This is a genomic window from Salmonella sp. SAL04202 (genome assembly GCF_046550775.1).
Lineage (GTDB): Bacteria > Pseudomonadota > Gammaproteobacteria > Enterobacterales > Enterobacteriaceae > Salmonella > Salmonella enterica.
On sequence record NZ_JBGDXK010000005.1, the window covers coordinates 363,409 to 384,912 of the forward strand.

At 54.3% G+C, this 21,504-nt stretch carries 21 protein-coding genes and 1 pseudogene; 8 read left to right on the top strand and 14 right to left on the bottom strand.

What is annotated here, in order from left to right:
- Positions 1–2: 2 nt before the first annotated feature.
- Positions 3–1,196, bottom strand: a complete 1,194-nt coding sequence (gene nepI, locus ACLJQJ_RS19740; RefSeq protein WP_063809630.1) for a purine ribonucleoside efflux pump NepI — start codon at positions 1,194–1,196, stop codon at positions 3–5.
- A gap of 215 nt (positions 1,197–1,411) precedes the next feature.
- Here nepI and ACLJQJ_RS19745 point away from each other — a divergent pair, with 215 nt between their 5' ends.
- Together ACLJQJ_RS19745 and ACLJQJ_RS19750 are read left to right on the top strand one after the other, a co-directional pair.
- Positions 1,412–1,771 (top strand): type II toxin-antitoxin system RelE/ParE family toxin, encoded by a 360-nt coding sequence (locus tag ACLJQJ_RS19745; RefSeq protein ID WP_063809629.1) that lies wholly within the window; start codon positions 1,412–1,414, stop codon positions 1,769–1,771.
- Positions 1,755–2,078: a helix-turn-helix domain-containing protein gene (locus ACLJQJ_RS19750; RefSeq protein ID WP_001274842.1), complete on the top strand. Its 324-nt coding sequence runs from the start codon at positions 1,755–1,757 to the stop codon at positions 2,076–2,078. The genes ACLJQJ_RS19745 and ACLJQJ_RS19750 overlap by 17 nt, the downstream gene beginning before the upstream one ends.
- A 432-nt stretch (positions 2,079–2,510) precedes the next feature.
- Here the strand turns inward: ACLJQJ_RS19750 and ACLJQJ_RS19755 are convergent, their stop codons facing one another.
- The 8 genes from ACLJQJ_RS19755 to rbsK all read right to left on the bottom strand — a co-directional run bounded on the left by ACLJQJ_RS19755 (position 2,511) and on the right by rbsK (position 11,566).
- Entirely contained in the window at positions 2,511–2,963 is a 453-nt protein-coding gene (locus ACLJQJ_RS19755; RefSeq protein ID WP_063809628.1) for a DUF1198 domain-containing protein, read from the bottom strand.
- A 192-nt stretch (positions 2,964–3,155) separates the two neighbouring features.
- Complete coding sequence (uhpT, locus tag ACLJQJ_RS19760; protein ID WP_063809627.1) at positions 3,156–4,547, bottom strand: hexose-6-phosphate:phosphate antiporter; 1,392 nt, start codon at positions 4,545–4,547, stop codon at positions 3,156–3,158.
- Positions 4,548–4,689: 142 nt separating this feature from the next.
- Positions 4,690–6,018, bottom strand: coding sequence for an MFS transporter (locus ACLJQJ_RS19765; protein ID WP_063809626.1), 1,329 nt, complete (start codon positions 6,016–6,018; stop codon positions 4,690–4,692).
- A 9-nt stretch (positions 6,019–6,027) separates the two neighbouring features.
- Positions 6,028–7,530, bottom strand: a complete 1,503-nt coding sequence (gene uhpB, locus ACLJQJ_RS19770) for a signal transduction histidine-protein kinase/phosphatase UhpB (RefSeq protein ID WP_001091262.1) — start codon at positions 7,528–7,530, stop codon at positions 6,028–6,030.
- Positions 7,530–8,120, bottom strand: a complete 591-nt coding sequence (gene uhpA, locus ACLJQJ_RS19775; RefSeq protein ID WP_000633672.1) for a transcriptional regulator UhpA — start codon at positions 8,118–8,120, stop codon at positions 7,530–7,532. Before uhpA ends, uhpB begins: the two co-directional genes overlap by 1 nt.
- Positions 8,121–8,273: 153 nt before the next feature.
- Positions 8,274–9,287 (bottom strand): aldose 1-epimerase family protein, encoded by a 1,014-nt coding sequence (locus ACLJQJ_RS19780; protein ID WP_000213203.1) that lies wholly within the window; start codon positions 9,285–9,287, stop codon positions 8,274–8,276.
- Positions 9,288–9,298: 11 nt separating this feature from the next.
- Complete coding sequence (gene fucP / locus ACLJQJ_RS19785) at positions 9,299–10,615, bottom strand: L-fucose:H+ symporter permease (RefSeq protein WP_000998359.1); 1,317 nt, start codon at positions 10,613–10,615, stop codon at positions 9,299–9,301.
- A gap of 30 nt (positions 10,616–10,645) precedes the next feature.
- Positions 10,646–11,566 carry a ribokinase gene (gene rbsK, locus ACLJQJ_RS19790; RefSeq protein ID WP_000350272.1) on the bottom strand — a complete coding sequence of 307 codons (921 nt, stop codon included), beginning with the start codon at positions 11,564–11,566 and terminating at the stop codon, positions 10,646–10,648.
- A gap of 324 nt (positions 11,567–11,890) precedes the next feature.
- On the opposite strand from rbsK, the gene ACLJQJ_RS19795 reads away from it, so the two are divergent.
- Complete coding sequence (locus ACLJQJ_RS19795; protein ID WP_000448638.1) at positions 11,891–12,676, top strand: DeoR family transcriptional regulator; 786 nt, start codon at positions 11,891–11,893, stop codon at positions 12,674–12,676.
- 1 nt (position 12,677) lies between these two features.
- Here ACLJQJ_RS19795 and ilvN read toward each other — a convergent pair whose 3' ends face one another.
- From ilvN to ivbL, 3 genes are all read right to left on the bottom strand, one after another.
- Positions 12,678–12,968 (bottom strand): acetolactate synthase small subunit, encoded by a 291-nt coding sequence (ilvN, locus tag ACLJQJ_RS19800; RefSeq protein ID WP_001171826.1) that lies wholly within the window; start codon positions 12,966–12,968, stop codon positions 12,678–12,680.
- A gap of 3 nt (positions 12,969–12,971) precedes the next feature.
- A complete protein-coding gene (gene ilvB / locus ACLJQJ_RS19805) occupies positions 12,972–14,660 on the bottom strand; it encodes an acetolactate synthase large subunit (RefSeq protein WP_000168439.1) in 1,689 nt (562 codons plus the stop codon).
- A 106-nt stretch (positions 14,661–14,766) separates the two neighbouring features.
- Entirely contained in the window at positions 14,767–14,865 is a 99-nt protein-coding gene (gene ivbL, locus ACLJQJ_RS19810; protein WP_001541152.1) for an ilvB operon leader peptide IvbL, read from the bottom strand.
- A gap of 522 nt (positions 14,866–15,387) precedes the next feature.
- Between ivbL and ACLJQJ_RS19815 the strand changes: the two are divergent.
- The 4 genes and pseudogenes from ACLJQJ_RS19815 to emrD all read left to right on the top strand — a co-directional run bounded on the left by ACLJQJ_RS19815 (position 15,388) and on the right by emrD (position 17,928).
- Positions 15,388–15,502 (top strand): annotated as a pseudogene (locus tag ACLJQJ_RS19815) (hypothetical protein).
- A complete protein-coding gene (gene tisB / locus ACLJQJ_RS19820; RefSeq protein ID WP_000117642.1) occupies positions 15,499–15,588 on the top strand; it encodes a type I toxin-antitoxin system toxin TisB in 90 nt (29 codons plus the stop codon). Before ACLJQJ_RS19815 ends, tisB begins: the two are co-directional and overlap by 4 nt.
- 92 nt (positions 15,589–15,680) lie before the next feature.
- Positions 15,681–16,541, top strand: coding sequence for a DMT family transporter (locus ACLJQJ_RS19825; protein WP_020437762.1), 861 nt, complete (start codon positions 15,681–15,683; stop codon positions 16,539–16,541).
- A gap of 202 nt (positions 16,542–16,743) precedes the next feature.
- The gene (gene emrD / locus ACLJQJ_RS19830; RefSeq protein WP_000828737.1) at positions 16,744–17,928 is read left to right on the top strand and encodes a multidrug efflux MFS transporter EmrD; all 1,185 of its coding nucleotides are present in this window, start codon (positions 16,744–16,746) and stop codon (positions 17,926–17,928) included.
- Here the strand turns inward: emrD and ACLJQJ_RS19835 are convergent.
- The gene (locus tag ACLJQJ_RS19835) at positions 17,855–18,940 is read right to left on the bottom strand and encodes a cellulase family glycosylhydrolase (protein ID WP_063809625.1); all 1,086 of its coding nucleotides are present in this window, start codon (positions 18,938–18,940) and stop codon (positions 17,855–17,857) included. The two genes, emrD and ACLJQJ_RS19835, sit on opposite strands and share 74 nt — an antisense overlap.
- A 63-nt stretch (positions 18,941–19,003) precedes the next feature.
- Positions 19,004–19,927: a DNA-binding transcriptional regulator DsdC gene (dsdC, locus tag ACLJQJ_RS19840; protein WP_001541637.1), complete on the bottom strand. Its 924-nt coding sequence runs from the start codon at positions 19,925–19,927 to the stop codon at positions 19,004–19,006.
- 225 nt (positions 19,928–20,152) lie between these two features.
- Between dsdC and dsdX the strand changes: the two genes are divergently transcribed.
- Entirely contained in the window at positions 20,153–21,490 is a 1,338-nt protein-coding gene (gene dsdX / locus ACLJQJ_RS19845; RefSeq protein WP_000543314.1) for a D-serine transporter DsdX, read from the top strand.
- The last annotated feature ends 14 nt before the right edge of the window (positions 21,491–21,504 follow it).

The following is a 21,504-nucleotide window of genomic DNA, read 5'->3' on the forward strand; positions in this document are numbered from 1 at the left end:
TATCAACTCATTGGCGTAATACGGACTTTCGCCGCCACGACTAACGCCGTCAACAGCATCAGTCCGCCGGAAAGCGCCAGCGGCGAAAGCAGCCCGAAATTGTCGAGCGCATAACCGCCCACCGCCGCGCCACAGGTATTTGCCAGTTGAATCACCGCGACCTGGATGGAACCGGCTTTTTCCGCCTGATCGGCAAGGGAACGAGTGATCCACGTTGACCATCCCACCGGCACCAGCGCAAACGCCAGTCCCCAGACAATCGCTATTGCCGCCGCCACGGTTTTGTCGCTTCCCCACACAATGAGCGTCAGCGCGCTCAGCGCCAGTAGCAGCGGCGCACCGGCCAGCGCCAGTTTTACCGAACGTTTCAGTACGTAGGAGGAGAAAGAAGTGCCAACGAAGCTGGCAATACCAAAACTTAGCAACACCAGCGTCAGACCATCAACGTCAAAGCCCGCCAGATTCATATAGACCGGGCGAATATAGGTAAAGAAAGCAAACTGCCCGGCAAAAGACATAAAGATGGCGATCATCCCGGCCATCACGCCAGGGCGTTGCAACAGGCTAAACATATTCTGTTTCTGGTGAGAAGGTTCGCCCGGCAGCGACGGCAGTGATTTCACCACCCAGATGACGCACAGTACGCCCATCACCGCAGCGGCGTTAAAGACATTACGCCAGCCAATAATACCGCCCAAAAAACTGCCCAGCGGCGCGGCGATCACTAACGCGATGGAAACCGCGCCAAAAATCACCGACAGCGCTTTCGGCACGGTACGCGCGGGAACCAGTCGCATGGTCAGCGACGCCGACATCGCCCAGAATCCGCCCAGCGCCAACCCAAGACAGGCGCGGCCCAGCAATAGCAGCGTAAAGCTGTTGGCAAAGGAGACCATCAGACAAGAAGCCGTCAGCAAAACGGCGAACAGAATAACGATATAACGCCTGTCGGTCGCCTGAATAAGCTGGGTAATGAACAGGCTGGAAAACATCGCGACAAACGCCGTAACGGTGACCGACTGACCGGCGACGCCCTCGGAGATCCCCAGATCCTGCGCCATCGGCGTCAACAGACTAACGGGCAAAAACTCAACGGTAATCAGGCAGGCGACACAAAACGCCACGGCAAAAACGGCTGACCAGTTAGGCCTGGCAACCCCATCAGCGCGGAATTTTTCTGCGATATTTTCATTCATTGTGGTCACCTGCGTCGTTTTAGTGCGGAAAATCCACGCAGTGTAACATTACAAAATGTGATCTGATTAACGTTTTAGCAACTGACATTGTTGCGCTGCATTTTGCGAGGCTGGTCGAGCGTTGAGAATTATCTTCTCTCGCTGCGTGTAAAACCAAAAGGTAAGACATAGTGTATCACCTGGTGCTATACTTTAGATTACAGGATGTCAACCTGATGCGAATCTTCAAAACCAGGTGGTTTAACAGAGAAGCGAAGTCCCACACGATAAAAGACGACGAGTTAAGCGAGGCCATCAACGCCGTACTGCAAGGAAAAGCAGATAATCTTGGCGGCGGAGTTTATAAAAAACGTCTCAATCAAAACCGCGATCGCGCAATCGTGTTGGCAAAGGGAGGCGAACATTGGTTTTACACCTTCCTGTATGCCAAACAGGATATGGCCAACATTAGCTATCGCGAACTCGCGGGTTTCCGTGAGTTAGCAAAACACTATGCTTGCCTGACCGAAGATCGGATAACGGCACTCATTAATAACAAAGAACTGGTAGAGGTGCGCCATGTCAGCAAAAACTAAATTCAAAAGCCCTGCCTTTGAAGCGATTCATAGCGCGGCATCTGGATTATTTAGCGTGGATGCCATTCCCCAGGAGACAATGCGCAGTTTTGACACGGCCTGCTTAAGCAGCATCAAAGACCTGCAGCCACTTGAAATAAAAGCGTTACGAGAAGAACTCAACGTTAGCCAGTCGGTTTTCGCTCGGTACCTGAATACCAGCGTATCAACGGTTCAAAAGTGGGAAAGCGGCGCCAAGCGTCCCAGCGGGATGTCACTGAAACTACTTAATGTTGTCCAAAAACACGGGCTAAAGGTGCTGGTATGAGGGTTTTACCGATGGTCTGTTAAGGCTAAGTCGGATGTCTGGGGCTGGGCAAATTCAGTGTGCCACTACAATGTTTTCATGGTGCGCGCCTAAACATTTAGAGTTGTCTATAGACAATCATGTACAACTTCGAGTTTATGATAAGAAATTTTGAGACAGGAGGTATGGCAAGGAGTCACAGTTTTAGTGTTCAAAACAAGATCACATTTCCGTGATATATGTCACGGAAATGATGAGCTATAAGTCTCTGATGTTTTGGCGTCGTCAGCGATTATTCGGTGCGTTACTTCTGTGGTTCACCCTTAGCAAATACGATGGCGGCTACGCTTTATTTGGCTAACGATGAATCGCGCCATCTGGCCGTTAATCGTGGCTCTCCGCCCTTGCCAGCCTCATTCATCTCGTCTTTTGTTAACGAGATAGTGAAGAGTATCAATGCAGCCAGTGGACACCCTCTTCCGGCTGAAAAAAGGCGTTATAGCGCAGTTGAAACGCGTTGATCTCCTGCATATCGGGTTCCATTTCGCGCAAAAAGCCCAGCGCCAGCCGTACCTGTGTATCGGTGATCGGCGCGGCTAAACGCGCTTTTTGCAGCAACCGATGCCACCGCTGCAAATTCTGATCGCCGCCATCGACAATCACCATTTGCCAGATCAGTAACACCTGAGCGGCATTTTGCAAATGCGACTCATAAGGGCGATGCAGATACTGTAAAAATTCACCGCCCGCTGTTTTACCCATCTGATCAATCATCGATTCTATCGGCACTACATCAATATTCAGCCGTTCGCTCAGGCGGCGAATCGCCTGGCGGGTATCCGATGTCAGCACCCGAAAACCCACAATAAACACCACCACAAACGTGGCCAGAATCAACCAAATCATGCGCACATCCGTCACCAAACAGGATGCCCATCATAACGGTAAATTTATAACTGTCGACGTTCTGGCCTGTCAGGATGTGATTTATTAACGCCTGTCTTCATTTACGCCAGACGCCGGATGTCCTGTCTGACGAACGCAAGGCATAAAAAAGCCCGGCGTTAAGCCGGGCAAAACGTTACCAAATGCACACATTTAAGCGATATTGACTTGCTGAATTTTTTTCTCACGGCGGATTTTGCGCTCTTCCATCACGGCGACTATCGCCATCAGGCAGATACAGCCGATCGCGGCGGCGTCCAGCGCGGCGAAGGTGCCCGCCCAGCCGGTCAGACCAAAAACGGGGGTGCCGTCGGCAATCATGCCCAGACCCAGCTTGGCAAAGCTATCGCCGATAAGATAAGCGAAGGTGCCCTTGATACCGTCCGCAGCGCCGATGGCTTTTTTCGGTACGAAACCGACTGCCGCCACGCCAATTAACAGTTGCGGCCCAAACACCAGGAAACCGAGCGCGAACAGCGAGGCCAGATAGACATACTGGTTGCTGGCGTGCTGGTAGACGCCGAGGGTGGCGATGATTAACGCCAGCGCCACACAGGCTACCAGCGCACGACGACCGTTCGCCAGGTCAGAGAGCCAGCCCCACAGCAACGTGCCGACCAGCGCGCCCACTTCAAACAAGGTAAAGCCCTGAATCGCCACCTCTTTAGAAAGTTTCAGTTCCTGGAAGGCGTAGACGGTTGACCACTGGTCGATACCAATACGTACCACATACAGGAAGATATTGGAGAAGCACAGCAGCCAGATCACTTTGTTTTTCAACACATATTCAACAAAGATCTGCCACTTGGTCATTTCGTTTTCTTCAGTCTCTTTATCCTCTTCGCTGATCTCTTCGCCGAACAGTTCTTCAGCTTTACCCAGACCGTAAGACTCTGGGGAGTCGCTGCCAAAACGCAGACCGATAAAGCCAACAATCAGCGCGATAATCGACGGGAAGATAAACATGCCGATGACGTGACCGTCGAACAGGTAGTTGGCGCCGAACAGCGCCACGCCTGCCGCGCCCGCGCCGCCGAGGTTGTGGGAGATATTCCAGAAGCCGAGAAAGGTGCCGCGTTTACGACGCGGAGTCCATTTGGTGATGGTCGAGTAGCTGCACGATCCGCCGGTACTCTGGAAGAAACCGCTCAGGGCATAGAAAGCGATCATCAGAAACAGACTGGTTGACCCCGCGCCCATGCTGGCGCTGAAGCCGAGCATACAGATAGCGGAGAGGATCAACATAAACGGTAGAAACTGCTTGGTATTTTTACCGTCAGCGTAGTAGGAAACCAGCGTTTTCCCCACGCCATAGGTGATCGAGAAGCCCAGGCCAATCATCCCCAGCTCGGTCATGCTCAACCCGTAGGTAGAGATCATGTCGTTCTGCGCGATGTTAAAGTTTTTGCGGATCAGGTACATGGTCAGGTAGCCTATAAAAACCACCAGATAGGACTGCATGAACGGCTTGAACCACATTTTACGCCGCACATCGAGCGGCAGATCCAGGGTCGGCTTGCGCACCTGGTTTAAGAAGGCCAGCATGGATTACTCCTGAGCTAATTTTTATACCTGCGAATGGCAGGCATTGTAAAAATCCACAGGAAAAGTGGCCTGCGACAGCGTCCAGGCAAAACCGGGAAAATTTCTTAGTTTTGCCCCATTCAGCGCAAAAAGGTGAGGTGCATCACGCTTCGCTGGTCTCGCGCGGGGCCTGAGCGTTCAGAAATGGCAGCAGCAATAGCGCAGAGATCCCCGCCGCGATGGCGATGACCGCAAAAAAACCGGTCCAGTGCCAGATCTCCAGCACTTTCGCTAACGGCCAGCCGGAAAGCGACGCGCCGAGATAGGCGAACAGGCCGACAAAGCCGGTGGCCGCGCCCGCCGCCTCTTTATGCGAGCACTCCGCCGCCGCCATGCCAATGAGCATCTGCGGGCCGAAGACAAAGAAACCGGTGGTGAAGAAACAGGCCGCCTGCATCACGTAGCTGGCGAACGGCATCAGCCACAGCGAACCCACAGAGAGCAAAATCCCGGCGGCGAAGATTAAATTCATCGGTCCGCGGTTGCCGTTGAAGAGTTTGTCCGAGCCCCAGCCCGCCACCAGCGCGCCGATAAATCCACCCAGCTCAAACATCGATACTGCCGTGTTGGCCGTGACCAAATCTACGCCCAGCGTCTCGGACATATACAGGTTGCCCCAGTCGTTGATCGCCGCGCGCACCACGTACACTAAGACATAACATAGCGAAAGCAGCCAGATATAGGGATTCAACAGCACATATTTAGCGAGGATTTCTTTGCGACTTAGCCCCGCGCCCTCTTGCTGTTGTGCGACCTCCAGCACATCGTGCCGCCAGTCGCCTACCGGCGGTAAACCAATCGCCTGCGGACGGTCGCGCAGCCGCCAGCAGAGGACCATGCCCACCCCGATGGCAAGCAATCCGGCCACCATCATCCCGACGCGCCAGCCATAATGCAGGGCGACAGCGGCCATAACGAGAGGGATCAGCGCCCCGCCGACATTGTGCGCGGTGTTCCATAACGCCCACCAGCCGCCGCGCTCGGTACGCGAGTACCAGGCAGTCAGCAAACGGGCGCAAACCGGCGATCCAAACCCCTGGAAAAAGGCGTTCAGCGCCCATAGCAGAGCAAAGGCCCACAGCGAGGTCGAGAAGCCGAACAGAATATTCACTACGCCGGTCGCAATCAGCCCGATGCCCATAAAATAGCGAGCGTTAGAGCGATCGCTAACGATGCCGGAGACAAATTTCGACACCCCGTAGGTGATGTAAAACAGCGTCGCCAGCAGGCCGATATCGCTGCGGGTCAGAATGCCGCTGGCAAGGATTTCCGGCGCGGCGGCGTTAAAGCTTTTACGGGTGAAATAGAACAGCGCGTAACCCAACCAAATGGTGATCAGGATATGCCGCCGCCAGTAGCGATAGCGGGCGTCAACCTCGTGCTTATCGGTGATGAGCGGCGCGTTGGCCGGGGCTTTTAAAAACGAAAGCATTATCCTTCCTTAAACGTAACGCTGGGGCAACGAGACGCTCACCCGCGTACCGTGGGTACAAGAGATGGTTAGCGTCCCGCCGAGCGCCGACACGCGTTCGCGCATTCCGGTCAGGCCGAAGCCCTGCTGGTGAGAGCCCGGCGGCAGGCCGCTGCCGTCATCCTCAATCACCAGCATCAGCCGCTCATCCTGCTGCCAGCCCTGGAGCGTCACCGCGCTGGCATTGGCATGTTTTACGATGTTATTCAGCCCTTCCTGACAGACGCGAAACAGCGTCACGCGCTGACTTTCACTCAGCGCCGTTTCGTCAATTCGCCAGTCGAGGTGGCTGACAATACCGCGGCTTTCCAGCTCCATTTCGCGTAGCAGCGAACGGATGGCCTGCGCCAGCGTTAAGTCGTCTAACTGGCGCGGGCGCAAGCGCCCCAGCAGGCGACGCACGGCGTCATACACGCCCAGCGAAAGCTGCTCGATAAGTTGCCCGCTCTGCTTCACGCCGCCGTTATCCGCCGCCAGTCGTTGCACAATGCCCGCCTGGGTTCGAATCGCGGTGATGGTCTGCCCGATGTCATCGTGCAGCTCACGCGCAACATCGCGCCGCACGCTCTCTTCGGTCTCCAGAAGACGCTCCGCCAGCCGATGGTTGCGCGCCAGCTCCTTTTGCAACGACTGGTTCAGCTCGCGCAGGCGCTGAATGCCCGCGCCAAGCAGTAGCCCGGTCAGGCTTTGCGCCAATAGCGAAAGCAATAAATCGACGGGATGATCGTGCCAGGTCTGGCTGGCGATCAGCGCGATAGCATTCATCAGTGTGGCAATGAGCGCGCCCTGCCAGCCATAATGCCAGGCGAGCGCGATAATCGGCAACGCCAGGCAGAACGGCGTGAAGCGCGAAAGTTCAGCAGGTAAACCCAGTTGCAGCCACAGACTGACGATAAACAGCAGCAGATACCAGATCAGATGCCGCCCGCGCCAGTTTACCGGCTGCGATACCAGCGATGGTCCCAGCGGCAGCCAGGTAGTGCTGGTGAGATAGTGCCAGAAAACCAGGCAGATGGGGGCCAGCGTCAGACCACCCGTGAGGGTCAGCAGTAGCGCGTTCCATGCCGCTTCCCCCTGCCCCAGCCAGGGCAGAGATTGCAGTAGCGCCGCGGCGGTGAGGGCCGCGCCCTGAAGCAATAACGTGCGCCAGTCGCGCTGATGGCGGTAACGCGAAGTCAGCGCCACGGGCAGTAGCGTCAACACACTACCGATCATCAAAAGCGGCAGATGGGCCAGCGCAACCTCCTGCGCTAACCAGTACACCAGCAGCCACTCCGCGCCCAGCAATACTGGCCAGTATCCGCGCGGACATTGCAGCATAAGCCCCAGGCGCAGGCCGAAGGGAAAGAGCAGCGCCGCCAGCTCCGGGCGCTCTACCAGATGCAGGCTGATACTCCACAGGCAGAACCACGCGGCGGAGAAGATAAAAAAGCAGGCAACAACGGTGATTAAACGGGAAAAAAAGGTGTTCATTACCAACCGTCAAACATGCGATGCGCCAGTTCAACGTCATTGCTGACGCCTAATTTTTCCAGCAGATTCGCGCGATGGACATGCACCGTTTTTGGCGACAGCCCCAGCTCGGCGGCAATCTCTTTTACCGCCATACCCTGGGCGAGTTTTTCCGCCACTTGACGCTCGCGTTTGGTCAGCGGATCTTGCCGACCCGCCGCCAGTTTCACGGCAATATCGGGGGTCAAATAGCAGCCGCCCGTCGCCACCGTATGCACCGCGGCGATCAGTTCATCCGGACTACAGCGTTTAGAGAGAAAACCGCGCGCGCCGGCGTTCAACGCCTGTTCCACCAGCGCCGGGCTATCGTGAACCGAGAGCATGATCGTCGCCATCCCTTTTGGCAGTTGGCTTAGCAGCTCCAGTCCGGAAATATCCGGCATTGAGATATCGCAGATACACACCTGTACGCCGCGCCCCGGCAAGCCTGCCAACGCTTCGCGCCCGGAACCAAATTCGGCGACCACCTGCAAATCAGGTTCCAGCCCCAGTAGCTGTGCAAAGCCGGAGCGGACGATAAGGTGGTCGTCGATAAGGGCAACGGTAATCATGGGTTCATCCTGGCGCTAAGGCATGCCTGATGGCGCTGCGCTTATCAGGCCTACGGGCAGGTGCCGTTGTAGGCCGGATAAGGCATTAATGCCGCCATCCGGCAAAAGCACTTACCTTAACGATAAGCGCGCAGCTGTTCAAGCCTTGAGCTGTCAGACAATGCCTGTCGTGACGGTGAACGTCCGGGTTTGCTGCGGTTCCAGTTGAAGCAAGGTTCCATTTCGCTGCGCCGCGAGAAAACCTTCAGGCCGACAGGTCGCGGGCAGGGCAAAGGCGGCAACCTGCTGATCGCCGTTATAAAGAATCCAGCGGGTCACGTAATTTAGCTCCGCGCTGGCGAAACGTGTCACGAACGTGGTGCCATCCGGGGCGATCATACTGAATTCCGGGGTATCCGTGTACCTGTCCAGTTCATCGGCGAAGAACACGATTTCCGGGTCGTAAAAGCCAGGCGCGTTGAGCGTTGCCAGCGAGGCTTCACCCTGCAAAAGTCGTTGATTAAACGCCAGCCACTGCGCCGTGGGTTTGACATGCGCCGGCACCGACTCGCGTAGCTTCAGCGCGGTATCCGGGATATTCTGGCGGAACGTGGCGTTCGGCACATAGGCATAGTTCATGTGGCACATGTACTGTAGCGGCATGGCGACTGAAGCCAGGTTAGTCACGGTCATCTGAATATCAAACAGCGCGCTTGCTTTACGCATTACCACCGCAGGTTGCGCCTGATAATGATGACCGAACCCCATCACATACTCGTAGCGCCCGGTCACGCGCAGACTGTCGCCCTCTAACTCCAGCCAGGCGTCGTCCATGGCAGCGCAGGGCATCTCGCCGTGCAGCGGATGTGTATCTTCCGGCGACGGGCAGCCATTCGCCAATAGTCCGGAATGGAAAGCAAAGCAACCATACGTTGCCACCACTTCCGCAGCCGGCTTCGGCTGGCGGAACATGTTGCGCATAGTCAGATCATGACCGTCAAACTGCGCGTCCCAAATCATCTGCCCCATCCAGGGCAGAATCACCAGATGACCGCGGCTGTTTTGTATTTTCAGTCCTTCCACGCCGCTGGCGTAACGAAACGCCGTAACCGTAAAATCATCATTTTCCAGCAAGATACGCGGCTGCTCGCTAAAAAGCTCCCGCCATAATGTAATACGTGTTGTCATGGTTGATCTCCTCAGGACGCGGCGACTTCAGCCAGGTTGCCGCGCACTTTGCTTTCGCGCCAGAAGTAAACGCCAACGTAAACAAAGCACAGCATGGAAACCAGGAATGAGAGCTGTAGCGAGTGGAACATGTCCGCCACGTAGCCCTGAATCGCGGGAACCACCGCCGCGCCGACAATCGCCATCACGATGACCGCCCCCGCCATTTCGGTATGCTCGTTATCGACGGTATCGAGCGTTCCGGCATAAATGGTCGCCCAGCAGGGGCCAAACAGAACACTGACCAGCACCGCCACGTATACCGCGCTAAAGCTGGGCGCCAGCGCCACATAGGCAAGGAACAGCGCGCCGATCACAGAGTAAAGGATCAGGACTTTTTCCGGGTTAAAGCGTGTCATCAGAATGTTGGCGATAAACTTGCCGATAAAAAAGCAGGCGAAGCTGTAGACCATAAAGGTTGAGGCATCGCGCTCATTGATATCGCCTAACTCCAGCGCCAGACGGATAGTGAACGACCAGACCGCCACCTGCATTCCCACATACAGGAACTGCGCCACAATACCGCGACGGAAACGGGCGTTGCTGGCGAGATAGCGTAACGTATCCAGCGCCGAGGGACGTTTATGACTCGCGGTTTGCGCGACTTTACAGGTCGGGAAACGCGTCAGCAGGAACAGTACCATCACCACTACCAGAACCATAATCATGTACTTATAGGGTTCCAGAGTGTTTTCCAGCATCAGCACCTTGAAGTTGTGGACTTGCTCGGCATTCATGCCCGCCATCTGTTTTTCCAGGCTTTCCCCTTCGGAAAAGACCAGATATTTACCCAATAAAATGCCTGCCGCCGCGCCGATTGGATAAAAGGTCTGGCTGATATTCAGCCGCAGCGTGGCGTAGGCTTTCGGCCCGATCATCGAACTGTAGGTATTCGCCGCCGTTTCCAGGAAACTCAGGCCAATCGCAATGGCGAAAATCGCCGCGAGGAACATGGTGTAGGTCGCCATGTGCGACGCCGGGAAAAAGAGCGTACAGCCGACAATGTATAGCGTCAGGCCGATAAGTATCGCCACTTTATAACTGGTTTTTTTAATGACCAGCGAGGCCGGAATAGCAATTAAAAAATAACCGCCATAAAAGGCGCTTTGTACTAATGCCGAAGCAAAGTTGCTCAGCGAAAATACACTTTTAAATTGCGTAATCAGAATATCATTTAACGCGGCTGCGCATCCCCATAATGGGAATAAACAGGATAACAAAATAAACTGGAACAGAGGTGTCTTATTCAGATACCCGTCGGGCATCTGAACGATGTTTTTATCGTTCATAGTGCTACCTTTAACAGTGCAGGGTGATTGTTATTCGTTCAACGAAAGATACTCATTAAATTGCTCAATGCTTGGATAAGAGGATTGGGTGCCTTTCCCGGTGACGCTGAAAGCGGCAAAGAGGACGGCTTTTTTCATGGCGGCTTCCACATCCCCGCTCTGGACGTAGTAATGCGCGAAACAGCCGATAAAGGCATCGCCCGCGCCGCTGGTATCGACAGCGTTCACTCTAAACGCCGGGACATGGACTTCCTGGTCACGCGTCATCCACAGCGCGCCTTTCTCACCCATGGTGACGATAATATTGTTCAGCCCTTTATCCACCAGCGAACGTGCCGCTGCGCGAATATGGTCATAGGTATCCACTGGCATACCGGTTAATATTTCCAGCTCGGTTTCATTGGGTACAAAGAAATCGCATTTACAGGCATAAGACATATCTAATTCCCGTAATGCTGGCGCAGGGTTTAATAACACTTCAATCCCGTGTTTCTTGCCAAATTCTATTGCGTGATAAACCGTTTCCAGCTGAACTTCCAGTTGCAGAACAATAAGCTGGCATTTTTTTAAATCTTCCGCCGCGCGATCGATATCTTCCGGCGAGAGAAACTTGTTAGCGCCTTTGATGATCAGAATGCTGTTGCTGGAGTTGGCGTTGACGAAAATCGGCGCTACGCCACTGCTGGTACACGGTACTTTTTCTACATACGTCGTATTGATCCCCCAGGATTCGAGATTACGAATGGTGTTGTCGGCAAAAATATCGTCGCCCACTTTGGTCAACATCAATACTTTTGAATTGAGCTTAGCGGCCGCCACGGCCTGGTTCGCCCCTTTTCCGCCGCAGCCGATTTTAAACGCCGGCGCTTCCAGAGTTTCCCCTTCTTTGGGCATCTGGTTGGTGTAGGTGATAAGGTCCACCATGTTAGAGCCAATAACCGCGATATCCATTTTACTCCCTCTCAGAAATCGTCACACGACAATGATATTAAAATAACATTATCATGTTACTTCTGTATCATTTGTGACTATGATCGCGATTAGAGGATCATTTTGCCATTTACTGCGTGAACAATCCCTGGCGGAACATACGCGCATTAAATCATTTTTAGGGTTACAATTTACTGAAAATTAACTATTTATTGTTATAAAACGCGAATAAACCCACTTTTATTTCCTGACGGCCGGACGTATAGTAGTGCCACACTGTAATGTTCTCAGAAACACATAAATGTTACTGATGGAACATAACAACATGATTTGCGGAGAGGGTGAATGGAGACCAAGCAAAAAGAACGTATCCGACGCTTGATGGAGTTACTGAAAAAGACCGATCGAATCCATCTGAAAGACGCCGCGCGGATGCTGGAAGTTTCGGTGATGACCATTCGCCGCGATCTCAGCCAGGATGATGACCCTTTACCGCTGACGCTGCTCGGCGGCTATATCGTCATGGTAAATAAGCCTGCGTCTTCAACCAATATGCCGCTGCCGGCGAAAAAGACGCATCATCGGGACGACCTTCCCGTTGCGATCCTGGCCGCCGGACTGGTGCGTGAAAACGATCTGGTTTTTTTTGATAACGGTCCGGAAATGCCATTAGTTATCAGCATGATACCGGATGATATTACCTTTACCGGGATTTGCTACTCGCATCGGGTATTTATCGCGCTGAATGAAAAGCCTAATGCCACGGCGATTCTGTGCGGCGGCACCTATCGGGCCAAGAGCGATGCCTTTTATGATGCCAATAATCCTTCGGCGCTGGATTCGCTCAATCCGCGCAAAGTGTTTATTTCCGCCAGCGGCGTACATGAACATTTTGGCGTGAGCTGGTTTAACCCGGATGATCTTGCCGCCAAACGTAAAGCGATGGAGCGCGGTCTGCGCAAAATTTTGCTGGCGCGTCACGCCCTGTTTGATGAGGTCGCTCCTGCCAGCATTGGTCCGCTTTCTGCCTTTGATGTCCTGATTAGCGATCGCCCATTACCGACAGATTATGCCGTTCACTGTCGGAATGGTTCCGTCAAAGTCATCACGCCTGATTCGGAAAGTGAATAACTTACTCAAAAAAGACGGCAATTTTATTGAACATGGTGGGATCGGACTGGTTTCGTACCACCTTCGCCACGTCTTCCAGTTTATCGATCTGACTGATCATCTGTTCAAGCCGCTGATCGTCATTGACCAGAAGCCAGATGCGGCTCTGATCGCTGCCCTGAATCGGTAAACAGAGAATACCCTCAACGTTGAAAGCGCGTCGGGCGAACAGCCCGCAGACGTGGGTCATCACGCCAGGGTGGTTGCGAACGGTCAGCTCCAGAATAACGTTATCATGTGATTGTTTCTGCATGGCTTATTCCCCCACCATCTCTGTATTTGCCGCGCCCGGCGGCACCATCGGATACACTTTTTCTTCTGCATCAATGCGCACATGGATCAACGCCGGTCCAGGACGACGAATGATAGCCTGCAACGCCGCCTGCGGATCGGCTTCGTTATTCAAATCACAGGTATCCAGACCAAACCCGGCGGCAATCTGCATAAAGTTGATGCTTCCCGGATAGGTTGCCGCAAAAACGCCCTGTTTATAGAACAGACTCTGTTGCTGATGTACCAGTCCCAGCGCGTCGTTATTCATCAGGATAATTTTCACATCCAACTGGTTTTCACTGGCGGTAGCCATCTCCTGAATATTCATCATCAAACTACCGTCACCGGAAAAACACAGCACCTTGTTGCCCGGATTCGCCAGCGCCGCGCCAATCGCCGCGGGCAGACCAAACCCCATGGTGCCCAGCCCGCCGGAAGTCAGCCACTGACGCGGACGGTTGAGTGGATAAGCCTGCGCGGTCCACATCTGATGCTGACCTACGTCAGTGGTAATAATCGCGTTGTCGTCTACACAGGCGGCGACCGCATTAATCAGCCCATAGTGACTAAGCGGGTTATTTTCCTGGGGAATACTGCAAGGGAATTCTTGCTGCAAGTCCGCCACCAACTGATGCCATGCTTCCCGCGGCTGTGCCTCGATATGGGGAATTAACTGTGCCAGTACATCATCGACATCCGCCTGAATAGCCACATGCGGCTGCTTGATTTTGCCTAACTCGGCGCGATCGATATCCACATGGATGATTTTGGCGTTCGGACAAAACTGCTCCGTTTTGCCAATCGCCCGGTCATCAAAACGCGCGCCCAGGACAATCAGTAAATCGGCCTCTTGCAGAATAAAATTGGTACTGCGCGCGCCGTGCATCCCCAGCATTCCTAACGACAGCGGATGCGCCTTAGGCAGCATTCCCAGCGCCATTAAGGTCATTGTCGTCGGCAGTTGCGCTTTTTCCGCCAGTTCGCGCACGCGTGTCGGCGCATTGATCACGCCGCCGCCCAGATACAGCACCGGACGCTTCGCCGCGTTAATCATTGCGGCGGCCTCGCGGATACTCTCCGCGCTAAACTCCGGCGGGGGTGATTTTTCCGCCGGCGACGGCAACGCATCCAGCTCAATTGTCGCCGTCTGCACATCTTTAGGAACGTCTATCCACACCGGGCCGGGACGCCCCGACTGCGCCAGACGAAAAGCATCGCTCATCACCTGAGGCAACTCATTGATATTTCTGACCAGATAGTTGTGCTTGGTGATGGGGATAGAGATACCGTAGGTATCCACTTCCTGAAACGCGTCAGTACCGATCATGGACGCCGGAACCTGCCCGGTAATGCAGATTAACGGAATGGAATCCAGGCGCGCATCGGCAATGGCCGTGACCAGATTGGTCGCGCCCGGCCCGCTACAGGCCATACAAACAGCAGGTTTACCCTCCGTTCGCGCCATCCCCTGCGCAATAAACCCCGCGCCTTGTTCGTGGCGCGCCAGAATATGACGAATTTGCGTGCTTTGGCTTAACGCGTCGTAAACGGGGAGGATCGAACCACCAGGAATGCCGGTGACGATACGAATCCCCTGGCGCTCCAGAAAATGAACAATAAATTCCGCGCCCGTAAAGCGCTGAGGTGTAGATGTTGTGCCCGAACTTGCCATGCTCCATTCCTTTTATTCTGAGCCGACGTTCCGGGAAGGTGTCTTAAACAAAAAACCCCGCCCGGTTTGCGCCGGCGGGGTTTTGGAATCGTGTGTGTTCCGGACCCTACGGCGCATTGCCGACGACCACCACCACACGCACGACGACCACTGCGCGAGATGGCGCAGTTGTTAGTAGGGTCGCGTTCAGCATGGAAGGGTTCATTAGGGGCCTTGTCTGTTTGTTATTAACACGTTTTATACAAGCACAGCGCTTTCAGCATGACAACGGAAAAATTTTCATCTGCACAAAAATGCGTCAGCGATCACATTTTTCTACGAATTTACACGTTTTGAGTATAGGCGTAATAAGCGTAGCGCCCTCCGGTAATCGCCGGGATTGATGATTACGCGTTTCACAATGCCGGAAAACAAAAAACCTCGCCGAAGCGAGGTTCTTACAGCGTAATGCGGGTGGTAGCCGCGAAGCACACTGTGTTATGTCAACAGCAGAAGTATACGCGTTCTGTGCAGAACGCGCAATTTCGGCGCGAATTTTGATGAATTTGAGTATGGATCAGAAGCTCCGTTCTGTCTATAAATTACTGTTCATTTATACAGTACTTAACTATAATGTCTTTGACACAATGTGTTATGCGGGGGCCGCATCGTAAACCGGCGCAACGAAGTCCTGGCTGAAACGGGTGGTGCCGTCAGCGCCTTAACCCCCTCGTGAGCACACTGTGTTATGTCAACACGCACACTATTCCTCGCAAAAGGGATCGCGTGCGCAACAGCTGGCAACAGGCAGCGGAAAGGTACGTCGGCTGGCAGTGCTCCTTAACCACAGGAGACGCGTATGAGCGTAGTGGATATCACCATTCTTATCCTGAAACTCATTGTTGCAGCACTGCAACTGCTTGATGCTGTTCTGAAATACCTTAAGTAATTCAGATTCAAGCCGCACCGAAGGGGAGCGGGCAACCGCTCCCCTTTCACCTTATCCGCTGGTCTTTCGCTTCCCGGGTATGTTACGTTTTTATGACACCCTCAACGACGCCTGACGCTATGACCCTTTCCGTTTTCTGCATTTTGCTGTTCGCCGCGCTGCTACATGCCAGCTGGAACGCCATTGTCAAAGCGGGAAACGATAAGCTCTACGCCGCGATCGGCGTCAGCGGTTCCGCGGCGGTCATGGCATTGATCCTTTTGCCCTTCTCGCCGCAGCCAGCTCACGCCAGTATCCCTTTTTTAGCGGCCTCTACCGCGCTCCAGGTGGTGTATACCGTCCTGGTGGCGAAAACCTATCAGGTCTCGGACATGAGCCAGACCTATCCTCTTATGCGCGGCACCGCGCCGCTGCTGGTGGCGCTCATTAGCGTTCTGTTTCTTGGCGACAGCCTGTCGTCGATGGCCTGGGTCGGCATCGCAGTGATCTGCATGGCGATACTTGGGATGGCCTGTAATGGCCGCGCCAGTTCTCAACGTGGTGTCGTGCTGGCATTAACTAACGCCTGTTTTATTGCCGGATATACGCTGGTGGACGGGACCGGCGTAAGACTCTCCGAAACGGCGCTGGGCTATACGCTATGGTCATTTTTTCTCAACGGCGCCTGCCTGTTAACCTGGGCGATGATTGCGCGGCGGCGGGAAGCGTCGCGTTATCTGGCGCAACAGTGGAAAAAAGGCATTTTGGGCGGGATTGGCACTATGGGATCTTATGGGCTGGCGCTATGGGCCATGACCCAGGCGCCGCTGGCGGTGGTCGCCGCGCTGCGTGAGACGTCGATTTTATTCGGCGCGCTGATAGCCTGGCTGTTGCTTAAAGAGAAAGTGGCCGGGCTACGTCTGGTGGCGGCTGGCGGGATTGCCCTCGGGGCGATTTTACTCCGTCTGTCATGATCGCCCAATGACAGCCGCAGACGTAACACATTCTCGGCAACATTTGTTGCCGCTTTTGTTTACATATCCTGCCGTTCCTTCGTCTGCCATTGCTGGTTGCTGTCTGGCCTTCTTTTTCTGGTGTGATAGATTCCTCTCGCATTTATGGGAATGCGCAGCAAGTTATTCTTATTTTTTCTTTTTTTGAAAAGTAATCAGCGAAATGAAAAGGCAGAGAAACGTCAATTTGTTGTTGATGTTGGTGTTACTGGTGGCCGTAGGGCAGATGGCGCAAACCATTTATATTCCCGCCATCGCCGATATGGCACAAGCGCTAAACGTCCGGGAAGGCGCCGTCCAGAGCGTAATGGCTGCTTACCTCCTGACCTACGGCGTCTCGCAACTGTTTTACGGCCCGCTTTCCGACCGGGTTGGGCGCCGCCCGGTAATCCTCGTCGGCATGTCTATTTTTATGGTAGCGACCCTGTTCGCCATGACCACGCATAGTTTGACGGTGTTGATTGCCGCCAGCGCCATGCAAGGGATGGGAACCGGCGTTGGCGGAGTAATGGCGAGAACGCTCCCGCGCGATCTGTATGAAGGAACGCAACTTCGTCACGCCAATAGCCTGTTAAATATGGGGATTCTGGTCAGCCCGCTGTTAGCGCCGCTGATTGGCGGCCTGCTGGATACCCTATGGAACTGGCGCGCGTGTTACGCTTTCCTGCTGGTGCTTTGCGCTGGCGTCACCTTCAGCATGGCGCGCTGGATGCCGGAAACCCGCCCCGCCGGCGCGCCGCGCACACGGCTGATCGCCAGCTATAAAACGCTGTTTGGCAACGGCGCATTTAACTGTTACCTGCTGATGCTAATCGGCGGGCTGGCTGGCATTGCGGTCTTTGAAGCCTGTTCCGGCGTGCTGATGGGGGCAGTATTAGGTCTCAGCAGTATGGTGGTAAGCATTCTGTTTATTCTGCCGATTCCGGCGGCGTTCTTCGGCGCCTGGTTTGCCGGACGCCCAAATAAACGCTTCTCAACCCTGATGTGGCAGTCAGTTATTTGCTGTCTGCTGGCAGGCCTTATGATGTGGATTCCCGGCTGGTTTGGCGTGATGAACGTCTGGACGCTACTCATCCCCGCTGCGCTGTTTTTCTTCGGCGCCGGGATGTTATTTCCACTGGCCACCAGCGGCGCGATGGAGCCGTTTCCGTTCCTCGCAGGCACCGCTGGCGCGCTGGTCGGCGGGCTGCAAAATATTGGTTCCGGCGTACTGGCGTGGCTTTCGGCAATGCTGCCGCAAACCGGTCAGGGCAGTCTGGGACTGTTGATGACCCTTATGGGATTGCTGATCCTGGCGTGCTGGCTGCCGCTGGCGTCACGGATATCGCATCAGGGACAGACGGTTTAACGTTCCCCTCGCCCGGCTTTTTGCCGGGCGTTTCACATTCCGGCGCGATCATCGCATTGAGCAGGGGCTCCTGCGCCGGACGCCACGCTCCTTCTTCGCCGTCATAAAACTGAGTATCCGCGTTTATCGCATACGGGATATGCGCTTTTTTCAGCTCGCAGGCCATAAAACGGGCAAACGCGAACTGTGAAGCGACCGGCGTCATTTTTATCGACTCTCCCGGCGCCCATCCTCCCACCCAGCTTGCATGGCCGGTCTTATGCTGCCAGCGAACCGCAGCGTTAATCCGTGCCCGAATCGCCGCTTTTTCCGCCGTCGTGCCTGACGTCCACGGATATTTACCGCCGCTTTTCAGGGGCCCCCACGGGAAGATGTGCCACTCCGCCAGTACATAGTTCTGGCTTTGCGCCGGCAGTTTAAGCGCCGACAAATCCTCCGGCGCGGCGCGCATGCGGGGGGCAACGAAAATCATCCGCTGTGGGTCAATGGCGTGAATCAGGCGGATGGTTTTGTCATATACGCGATTCAGCGACGCCATATTATGATTGAGTTTGTCGGCAGGCTCATAAATGAGATCGAACCCCAGAAGCGGGGATGTCTGACCAAAATAGCGCGCGACCACGCTCCACCAGTTGATCAGCTCCTTTTCATGGCTGGCGCTGGGATCGGTTTTATACGCATCCGCCTGATAGGCAATAATGGGTATGACGCCATAGTATTCGCAGGCTTCTACCAGCTTACGCAAATGGATGAGGCGCGCTTCCGTCGGCGCGCCTGCCACACGAATACGGACATGCGTTAACCCTTTTGCCTTAAAATCCCGCACGACCAGCGGATCAAACTCGCGGATACCCCGTTCCGTTCGCGCCCAGTCAACATCCATCCCAACGCCAAGCTGCTGCGCATAGCGCGCCGCCGTCAAAGGCATCGGTTTCGCATAGACGACCGCGCTGGTCAGCATGAGAGAGGCAATAAGCGGTTTAAACACGACGCCCCCTAAAATTTTTACCACGGTGATAGCACGTATTTAGCATATTCACTCCCGGCAGGTGTAGCGACAAAGCGTAATAAATCTTCACACCTGTTCCTGCAACCAGCGAATAAATGCCTCGATTTTCGGCCACTGCCTGCCAGGCAGAGTGGTGACATAATAATGCTGATGACATTTCAGCCTCATGTCACCAAAAGGCGCAATCAGTTCTCCGCTGTCGAGACGCTTTTGCACCAGCCGTTTACGCCCCATCGCCACGCCAATGTGGTTCATCGCGGCAATCACCGCTAAATCAGAACGATCGAAGCCAATGCCGGATGAATCCGGCAAATTTACTGCAAAATGCTGCGCCCAACTGTGCCACTCATCGGTGCCCGAATCGTTACTCCACGCCTGTCTGTCGTGTAAGAGCGTACAGTGCCGTAGGTTATTCAGGTTATCCTGCAAGGCGAAACGACGGGCATAATCCGGGCTGCAAACGGGTAAAATTGCCTCATCCATTAAAAAATGGTGCGTGAGCTGCGCCGACGGCGCATCGTCAAAATAGATAGCCAGGTCAATGCCGGCACGCTGTAGGTTAACGTTATCGTTGCCGGTCAGCATAGTGAGAGAAATTGACGGATAGCGACGGGTAAAGTCCCCCAGCGCAGGCACCAGCCAGCACTGGGCGATAGAGGGACGTGAATACACGGTCAGCGTGCCGGACAGTTCCTGATTTTTGATATCGAGGATTTCCTGATTCAACGTATCCAGCGACGATTTCAGCGCCCAGAATACCCGTTTGCCTTCATGGGTAAGCTCCACTTTACGGTGAGAGCGGACAAATAGCTGGATTCCCAACTCGGCTTCCAGTTGATTGATACGATGGCTTACCGCACTGGGGCTTAACGACAGCTCATCTGCCGCCAGAGCAAAGGACTGGTGTCTGGCCGCGACTTCAAAAGTATAGAGTTTGGATAACTGCCAGCCGTTGAGTAAGCGGTTTCGGGTATCGCGAAGGGGTTCCATGGCAACCTCAGTCATCTTTTAATTTCCCGAAGTGTAAAAAAACACGCTGAAAAAATCCGCACATAGATGAAGCAAAATGAACCATATCGCAAAATAAAAGCAATATTAGATGGAAATCACATAGTTGATTCAATTTACATCATGTGAATGGCAAATTATATCGTTTGTCAGGGGGTGCTGTTTTTCTGTCCAATAAGAACAGATTAATCACAGGGTAGGTGAGATATGCACGCTCAAATCTGGGTAGTGAGCACGCTGCTGATCAGCATCGTGTTAATCGTATTGACCATCGTGAAGTTTAAATTCCACCCCTTCCTGGCGTTACTGCTCGCCAGTTTCTTTGTCGGCGCGATGATGGGCATGGGGCCGCTGGAGATGGTCACGGCGATAGAAAACGGAATAGGCGGTACGCTCGGTTTTCTGGCCGCCGTTATCGGTCTTGGCACCATCCTCGGCAAAATGATGGAGGTTTCCGGCGCGGCGGAACGCATCGGGCTTACGCTCCAGCGCTGCCGCTGGCTCTCTGCTGACGTGATCATGGTACTGGTGGGGCTGATTTGCGGTATCACGTTGTTCGTGGAAGTGGGCGTCGTGTTGCTCATCCCACTGGCGTTTTCTATCGCTAAAAAGACCCATACCTCGCTGCTGAAGCTGGCCATTCCGCTGTGTACCGCGCTGATGGCCGTCCATTGCGTGGTACCGCCGCATCCGGCTGCGCTGTTTGTCGCAAATAAACTGGGGGCGGATATCGGCTCGGTGATTGTCTACGGTCTGCTGGTCGGACTGATGGCCTCATTGGTCGGCGGCCCGCTGTTCTTAAAGTTTCTGGGTAATCGTCTGCCGTTCAAGCCCGTACCGACAGAGTTTGCGGATCTTGAAGTGCGCGCCGAAAACACCCTGCCGTCGCTGGGCGCAACGCTGTTTACCGTTCTGCTGCCGATTGGCCTGATGCTGGTGAAAACCGTCGCTGAACTGAATATGGCGAAAGACGGCACGTTGTATACGCTGCTGGAGTTTATCGGTAATCCGATCACCGCAATGTTTATCGCTGTCTTTGTGGCGTATTACATACTCGGTCTGCGCCAGCATATGGGTATGGGCACACTACTTACCCACACCGAAAACGGCTTTGGCGCCATTGCGAACATCCTGCTGATTATCGGCGCGGGCGGCGCGTTCAACGCCATTCTCAAAAGTAGCGGGCTGGCGGACACGCTGGCGGTGATCCTCTCAAATATGCATATGCACCCGATTCTGCTGGCATGGCTGGTAGCGCTGATTCTGCACGCGGCGGTCGGATCTGCGACGGTGGCGATGATGGGCGCCACCGCGATTGTTGCGCCCATGCTGCCGCTCTATCCTGACGTCAGCCCGGAGATCATTGCGATTGCCATTGGTTCCGGCGCCATTGGCTGCACGATCGTGACCGATTCCCTGTTCTGGCTGGTCAAGCAGTATTGCGGCGCTACGCTGAATGAAACGTTTAAATACTATACGACGGCCACGTTTATCGCATCTGTCGTTGCACTGGCTGGCACATTCCTGCTTTCCTTTATCATCTGATCGTAAAGAGACGT

Bases quoted from the DNA above. Each gene is read 5' to 3' on its own strand.
- fucP (WP_000998359.1), bottom strand. From the start codon at position 10,615: ATGAACGATAAAAACATCGTTCAGATGCCCGACGGGTATCTGAATAAG.
- rbsK (WP_000350272.1), bottom strand. From the start codon at position 11,566: ATGGATATCGCGGTTATTGGCTCTAACATGGTGGACCTTATCACCTAC.
- nepI (WP_063809630.1), bottom strand. From the start codon at position 1,196: ATGAATGAAAATATCGCAGAAAAATTCCGCGCTGATGGGGTTGCCAGG.
- uhpT (WP_063809627.1), bottom strand. From the start codon at position 4,547: ATGCTGGCCTTCTTAAACCAGGTGCGCAAGCCGACCCTGGATCTGCCG.
- ilvB (WP_000168439.1), bottom strand. From the start codon at position 14,660: ATGGCAAGTTCGGGCACAACATCTACACCTCAGCGCTTTACGGGCGCG.
- dsdC (WP_001541637.1), bottom strand. From the start codon at position 19,927: ATGGAACCCCTTCGCGATACCCGAAACCGCTTACTCAACGGCTGGCAG.
- ACLJQJ_RS19765 (WP_063809626.1), bottom strand. From the start codon at position 6,018: ATGCTTTCGTTTTTAAAAGCCCCGGCCAACGCGCCGCTCATCACCGAT.
- ACLJQJ_RS19825 (WP_020437762.1), top strand. From the start codon at position 15,681: ATGACACCCTCAACGACGCCTGACGCTATGACCCTTTCCGTTTTCTGC.
- ACLJQJ_RS19780 (WP_000213203.1), bottom strand. From the start codon at position 9,287: ATGACAACACGTATTACATTATGGCGGGAGCTTTTTAGCGAGCAGCCG.
- ivbL (WP_001541152.1), bottom strand. From the start codon at position 14,865: ATGAACCCTTCCATGCTGAACGCGACCCTACTAACAACTGCGCCATCT.
- ilvN (WP_001171826.1), bottom strand. From the start codon at position 12,968: ATGCAGAAACAATCACATGATAACGTTATTCTGGAGCTGACCGTTCGC.
- ACLJQJ_RS19755 (WP_063809628.1), bottom strand. From the start codon at position 2,963: ATGATTTGGTTGATTCTGGCCACGTTTGTGGTGGTGTTTATTGTGGGT.
- emrD (WP_000828737.1), top strand. From the start codon at position 16,744: ATGAAAAGGCAGAGAAACGTCAATTTGTTGTTGATGTTGGTGTTACTG.
- ACLJQJ_RS19745 (WP_063809629.1), top strand. From the start codon at position 1,412: ATGCGAATCTTCAAAACCAGGTGGTTTAACAGAGAAGCGAAGTCCCAC.
- dsdX (WP_000543314.1), top strand. From the start codon at position 20,153: ATGCACGCTCAAATCTGGGTAGTGAGCACGCTGCTGATCAGCATCGTG.
- tisB (WP_000117642.1), top strand. From the start codon at position 15,499: ATGAGCGTAGTGGATATCACCATTCTTATCCTGAAACTCATTGTTGCA.
- ACLJQJ_RS19750 (WP_001274842.1), top strand. From the start codon at position 1,755: ATGTCAGCAAAAACTAAATTCAAAAGCCCTGCCTTTGAAGCGATTCAT.
- ACLJQJ_RS19795 (WP_000448638.1), top strand. From the start codon at position 11,891: ATGGAGACCAAGCAAAAAGAACGTATCCGACGCTTGATGGAGTTACTG.
- uhpA (WP_000633672.1), bottom strand. From the start codon at position 8,120: ATGATTACCGTTGCCCTTATCGACGACCACCTTATCGTCCGCTCCGGC.
- uhpB (WP_001091262.1), bottom strand. From the start codon at position 7,530: ATGAACACCTTTTTTTCCCGTTTAATCACCGTTGTTGCCTGCTTTTTT.